The organism is Pseudomonas sp. BCRC 81390 (assembly GCF_030341915.1).
Lineage (GTDB): Bacteria > Pseudomonadota > Gammaproteobacteria > Pseudomonadales > Pseudomonadaceae > Aquipseudomonas.
Genome location: NZ_JATAAG010000081.1, coordinates 23,057 through 29,056 on the forward strand (window position 1 = coordinate 23,057; position 6,000 = coordinate 29,056).

5 protein-coding genes are annotated in these 6,000 nt (G+C 63.4%); all 5 read left to right on the plus strand.

Translation table 11 applies throughout. The features are described from left to right. The first annotated feature begins 352 nt into the window (after positions 1 to 352). The gene (locus QSV36_RS23140) at positions 353 to 1,741 is read left to right on the plus strand and encodes a polynucleotide adenylyltransferase PcnB (protein WP_289134817.1); all 1,389 of its coding nucleotides are present in this window, start codon (positions 353 to 355) and stop codon (positions 1,739 to 1,741) included. Beyond that, positions 1,738 to 2,217, plus strand: a complete 480-nt coding sequence (gene folK, locus QSV36_RS23145) for a 2-amino-4-hydroxy-6-hydroxymethyldihydropteridine diphosphokinase (protein ID WP_289134820.1) — start codon at positions 1,738 to 1,740, stop codon at positions 2,215 to 2,217. The genes QSV36_RS23140 and folK overlap by 4 nt, the downstream gene beginning before the upstream one ends. Positions 2,218 to 2,476: 259 nt before the next feature. Further along, positions 2,477 to 3,277 (plus strand): 3-methyl-2-oxobutanoate hydroxymethyltransferase, encoded by an 801-nt coding sequence (gene panB, locus QSV36_RS23150; RefSeq protein ID WP_289134822.1) that lies wholly within the window; start codon positions 2,477 to 2,479, stop codon positions 3,275 to 3,277. Continuing rightward, positions 3,274 to 4,137: a pantoate--beta-alanine ligase gene (gene panC / locus QSV36_RS23155; RefSeq protein ID WP_289134825.1), complete on the plus strand. Its 864-nt coding sequence runs from the start codon at positions 3,274 to 3,276 to the stop codon at positions 4,135 to 4,137. The genes panB and panC overlap by 4 nt, the downstream gene beginning before the upstream one ends. Positions 4,138 to 4,322: 185 nt before the next feature. Then, positions 4,323 to 5,987: a glucose-6-phosphate isomerase gene (gene pgi / locus QSV36_RS23160; RefSeq protein WP_225779304.1), complete on the plus strand. Its 1,665-nt coding sequence runs from the start codon at positions 4,323 to 4,325 to the stop codon at positions 5,985 to 5,987. The last annotated feature ends 13 nt before the right edge of the window (positions 5,988 to 6,000 follow it).

Genomic DNA, 6,000 nt, shown 5'->3' on the forward strand with positions numbered 1-6,000 from the left:
AGAACAACAAAAACTGCACTGAAAAGCAGCGCCTGAACTGGTTGGATCGACAGATCAACGTGACATCAGCGGCCAAAGCAATCCGTTTGCTCTTAACCCCTGGCTTGGGGGTCGTCCACAAGCTTCGAGATTTGTGGGCAGGGCACTCAACAAAAACAAGAAGCCCAGCAGAAAAACAATAAGAGCACGCAACGACTTCTTGGGGAGCTTAGGCTCCCCTTGTCGTTTCTACCGTTCTGGCAGGCATCCTGCTACCCGCCTACACCATTCCTTGAGTAAATGCTAGAATCCCCGCCCATCATGCGGCCATTCTCCTATTCTTGGCCGAACATTCCTTCAAACAGTGCATCCCATGCTGAAGAAGCTGTTCCAGTCGTTCCGCCCGCCCGTACCGGGCCCGCATCACAGGCGTACCACACCTGAGGTGATCAACAAGAGCCAGCATTCGCTGCAGCGCCACCAGTTCAGCCGCCATGCGGTGAGCATCGTGGAACGCCTGCAAAGCGCCGGCTACCAGGCTTACCTGGTCGGTGGCTGTGTCCGCGACCTGATGCTTGGCATCACCCCCAAAGATTTCGATGTTGCCACCAGCGCCACCCCCGAACAGGTCCGTGCCGAATTCCGCAACGCGCGCATCATCGGTCGCCGCTTCAAGCTGGTCCACGTACATTTCGGCCGTGAGATCATCGAAGTCGCCACCTTCCGCGCCCACCATTCGGAAGACGACCAGGGTGACAGCCACCGCTCGTCGCACAATGCCAGCGGCCGTATCCTGCGTGACAACGTGTACGGCACCCTGGAAGAGGACGCGCAACGCCGCGACTTCACCATCAATGCCCTGTACTACGACCCAGTCAGCGAGCGCATCCTCGACTATGCCAATGGCGTGCACGATATCCGTAACCGCCTGCTGCGCCTGATCGGTGACCCGACCCATCGCTACCAGGAAGACCCGGTGCGCATGCTGCGCGCGGTGCGCTTTGCCGCCAAGCTCGACTTCGGTATCGAAAAGCACACTGTCCAGCCGGTGCGCGAACTGGCACCGCTGCTGCGCGAGATTCCGCCGGCGCGCCTGTTCGAGGAGAGCCTCAAGCTGTTCCTCTCCGGCCAGGGCGCCATCGCCTTCGAAATGCTGGTCGACCTGCAGCTGTTCGAACCGCTGTTCCCGGCCAGTGCACATGCCCTGGACGAGCGCCCGACCTACACCCATACCCTGATCAGCCAGGCGCTGCACAACACCGACCTGCGCGTGAAGCAAGGCAAACCGGTAACCCCGGCGTTCCTCTTCGCCGCGCTGCTGTGGCCAGCCCTGCCGGCCCGCGTGCTGCACCTGCAAGCCCAGGGCGTGCCGCCCATCCCGGCCATGAACGGTGCAGCCCACGACCTGATCGCCGAGCAATGCGCACGCATCGCCATCCCCAAGCGCTTCACCCTGCCGATCCGCGAGATCTGGGACATGCAGGAACGTCTGCCACGGCGCAGCGGCAAGCGCGCCGATGTCTTGCTGGACAACCCGCGCTTCCGCGCCGGTTACGACTTCCTGCTGCTGCGCGAAAGCGCCGGGGAAGAAACCGACGAACTCGGCCAGTGGTGGACCGACTACCAGGATGCCAACGACAGCGAGCGCCGCGAGATGATCCGCGAGCTGGGCAGCCGTGATGAAGGCACCGGCGCCGGCCCACGTAAACGCAAGCGCAGCGGCGGCAAGCGCAAGCGCGGCGGCGACGAGGCATTCGAGTGACCACCCGCGCCTATATCGGCCTGGGCAGCAACCTGGACGCACCTGCCGAGCAGCTGCGCAACGCCCTGCAGGCACTGGACCAGGTAGAAGGCACGCGCCTGGTGGCGGCCTCGGCCCTCTACACCAGTGACTCGCTGCTGCCAGGGCAACCGCGCTACACCAATGCCGTCGCCGCCGTGGACACCGCCTTGCCGCCCTTGGCCCTGCTCGATGCGCTGCAAGCCATCGAAAATGACCAGGGCCGTGTGCGCTTGGAGCGCTGGGGCCCGCGCACACTGGACCTGGACATTCTGCTGTTCGGCGACCAGGTGCTGGATGAACCGCGCCTGAAGGTGCCGCATTACCACATGCATGCCCGGCCTTTCGTGTTGTACCCGCTGGCCGAACTGGTACCGGGCGATTTCCGTCTGGCCGATGGCCGCGCCCTCGCGCAGTTGCTCGAAGCGTGCCCGTTCGTCGGTCTCGAACGCCTGTAAACCGGGCGTTCCAGCCGAGCACAGCGGCGCGGTAACGCCAGTAACACCCTGAACGTAACAATGCGGTAACAGGGTCATTGACTTCCCCCACCTCGCTCACGACTATAGGCGTCCCGTGTGGCACCGAAGTGCCGCTACCCGTATTTAGGCCCGGACGGACCTGTGCCCGAACATCACACGCGATGATGTGCCGCTCCGGAAGATGACTACGCGTTGAATGCAGTCGTTTCTTACAGCGCCTGAACGAGGAATTTCCTACATGCCTGAAGTAACCCTGACCACCCTCAATGGCCTCAAGGCCAAGGGTGAAAAAATCACCATGCTGACCTGCTATGACGCGACCTTCGCCAAGGCCGCCAGCCGGGCCGGTGTCGAAGTGTTGCTGGTGGGCGACTCGCTGGGGATGGTCCTGCAAGGCCACGACAGCACACTGCCGGTAACCACCGCGGACATGGCCTACCACACCGCCAGCGTCAAACGCGGCAACGATGGCGCACTGATCCTCACCGACCTGCCGTTCATGGCGCATGCCACTCCGGAACAGGCTTTTGCCAACAGCGCCACGCTGATGCAGGCCGGCGCACACATGGTCAAGATCGAAGGGGCTGCCTGGCTGGCCGAGACCATCCGCTTGCTGGCCGAGCGTGGCGTGCCGGTATGCGCGCACATGGGCCTGACCCCGCAAACCGTCAACGTTCTGGGCGGCTACAAGGTCCAGGGCCGCCAGGAAGCCCAGGCCCGGCAGATGCGTGCCGACGCCATCGCCCTGGAGCAGGCTGGCGCGGCCATGCTGCTGCTCGAATGCGTGCCCAGCGAACTGGCGGCGGAAATTACCAGTGCCGTCGGTATTCCGGTGATCGGCATTGGTGCCGGCAGTGGCACCGATGGCCAGGTGCTGGTCCTGCACGACATGCTCGGCCTGTCGCTGAGCGGTCGCGTGCCGAAGTTCGTGAAGAACTTCATGCAAGGCCAGCCGGATATCCACAGCGCCCTCGTCGCTTATGTCGAGGCAGTCAAGCAGGTCAGCTTCCCTGGCAGCGAACACGGGTTCAGTGCATGAATACAGTCAAGACCGTCCGCGAATTGCGTGCCGCCGTTGCTCGTGCGCGTAGTGAAGGCAAGCGCATCGGCTTCGTGCCGACCATGGGCAACCTGCACAGCGGCCACGCGGCCCTGGTAACCAAGGCCGCGCAGCGTGCCGATTTCGTGGTTGCCAGCATCTTCGTCAACCCGCTGCAGTTCGGCGCCAACGAAGACCTCGACAAATACCCGCGTACCTTGGCCGCCGACCAGGAGCGCCTGCTGCAGGCCGGTTGCAACCTGTTGTTCGCCCCCACCGTCGACGAGATGTACCCAGACGGCATGAGCGTGCAAACCCGCGTCAGCGTTCCCCAGCTTTCCGAAGGCCTGTGCGGCGCCAGCCGACCCGGGCATTTCGAAGGCGTGGCCACCGTGGTTACCAAGCTGTTCAACATGGTCCAGCCCGACCTTGCCGTGTTCGGCGAAAAGGACTTCCAGCAGCTGGCGGTGATACGCGCCATGGTGCGCGACCTGAACATGCCGATCCAGGTCATTGGCGAGCCCACCGTGCGTGCCGAAGACGGCCTGGCGCTGTCGTCGCGCAACGGTTACCTGACGCCTGAGCAGCGCGCTACGGCGCCGGCGTTGTATCGCGCGCTGCAGCACATCGCTGCGGCCATTGGCCGGGGCCAGCGTGACTTCGCTGCGTTGGTTGCCGAAGGTCAGGCGCAACTGGCTGCCGCGGGATTCCGCCCGGATTACCTGGAAGTGCGGCATGCCGTGAGCCTGCGTCCGGCGATGATCGATGATCGCGACCTGGTGGTGATTGCGGCGGCTTACCTGGGTAACACGCGGTTGATCGACAACCTTTACCTGCATGTGGAAGAGAAAACCGCGTAACCGCCTGGGGCTACCTTGCGGCTCATTCGCCGCAGAGCCAGCTCCCGCAGGGGCGCAAAGCGCCCCAAATTCCCTCCGCCATACCCATTCCCTGCCAGTGGCCTTTTCCTATAATGTTGCCAGCCTGAACCCGGCAATGACTGCCGTGTCCAAGGCATCACCACGCACCAAGGGAACCCCGCGCAATGGCGTATTACCGTACACCCCACGATGTGACGGCCCTGCCCGCCTGGCAGGCGCTCCAGCAACACCGCGACGCCATGCAAGGCTTCAGCATGCGCGAAGCCTTCGCCGCCGACGCCAAACGCTTCGACCAGTTCTCCCTGAGCTCCTGTGGCTTGTTCCTCGACTACTCGAAGAACCTGATCACCGAACAGACCCGTGACCTGCTGGTGAACCTGGCCGACCAGGTCGGCCTGCAAGACGCCATCAAGTCGATGTTCAGCGGCGAGATCATCAACGCCTCCGAAGGCCGCCCGGTGTTGCACACTGCCCTGCGCCGGCCGGTGGGCGACAAGCTCAGCGTCAATGGCGTGAACGTCATGCCGGAAGTGCACAAGGTGCTCAACCAGATTACCGAACTGGTCGGCCGCATCCATGACGGCCTGTGGCGCGGCTACAGCGAGAAGCCAATCACCGACGTGGTCAACATCGGCATCGGTGGTTCGTTCCTCGGCCCCGAACTGGTTTCCGAAGCGCTACTGCCGTATGCCCAACGCGGCGTGCGCTGCCACTACCTGGCGAACATCGACGGCAGTGAATTCCACGAGCTGTCGGCCAACCTGCGTGCTGAAACCACCCTGTTCATCGTCTCGTCGAAGTCGTTCAACACCCTCGAGACGCTGAAGAACGCCATGGCCGCACGCACCTGGTACCTGGCCCAGGGCGGTTCGGAAGCCGAGCTGTACCGCCACTTCATCGCTGTTTCCAGCAACAAGGCCGCGGCCGTGGCCTTCGGTATCCGCGAAGAGAACATCTTCCCGATGTGGGACTGGGTTGGCGGGCGCTACTCGCTATGGTCGGCCATCGGCCTGCCGATTGCCCTGGCCATCGGCATGGCCAACTTCAAGGAACTGCTGTCCGGTGCCTACACCATGGACCAGCACTTCCAGACCGCACCGTTCGAAAAGAACATGCCGGTGCTGCTGGCCCTGCTGGGCGTCTGGTACGGTAACTTCTGGGGCGCAAGCAGCCACGCGATCCTGCCGTACGACCATTACCTGCGCAACATCACCAAGCACCTGCAGCAGCTGGACATGGAGTCCAACGGCAAGAGCGTGCTGCAGGATGGCAAACCGGTGAAGACCGATACCGGCCCGGTGATCTGGGGCGGCGTCGGCTGCAACGGCCAGCATGCCTACCACCAGTTGCTCCACCAGGGCACCCAGCTGATCCCGGCCGACTTCATCGTGCCGGTAGTGAGCTTCAACCCGGTCGCCGATCATCATCAGTGGCTGTACGCCAACTGCCTGTCGCAGAGCCAGGCGCTGATGCTGGGCAAGACCCGCGAAGAAGCCGAAGCCGAGCTGCGCGCCAAGGGCCTGAATGAAGCAGACATCGAGAAGCTGGCCCCACACAAGGTGATCCCGGGCAACCGCCCGAGCAACACCCTGGTGGTGGAACGCATCAGCCCACGCCGTCTGGGCGCCCTGGTGGCGATGTACGAACACAAGGTGTTCGTGCAGAGCGTGATCTGGGGTATCAACGCCTTCGACCAGTGGGGCGTGGAACTGGGCAAGGAGCTGGGCAAGGGCGTTTACCAGCGCCTGGTCGGCAGCCTGGAAGACAGCGCCGAGGACGGCTCCACCCAGGGCCTGATCAACTACTTCCGCGGCCGTCACCGCGGTTGATCCTGATGCCACA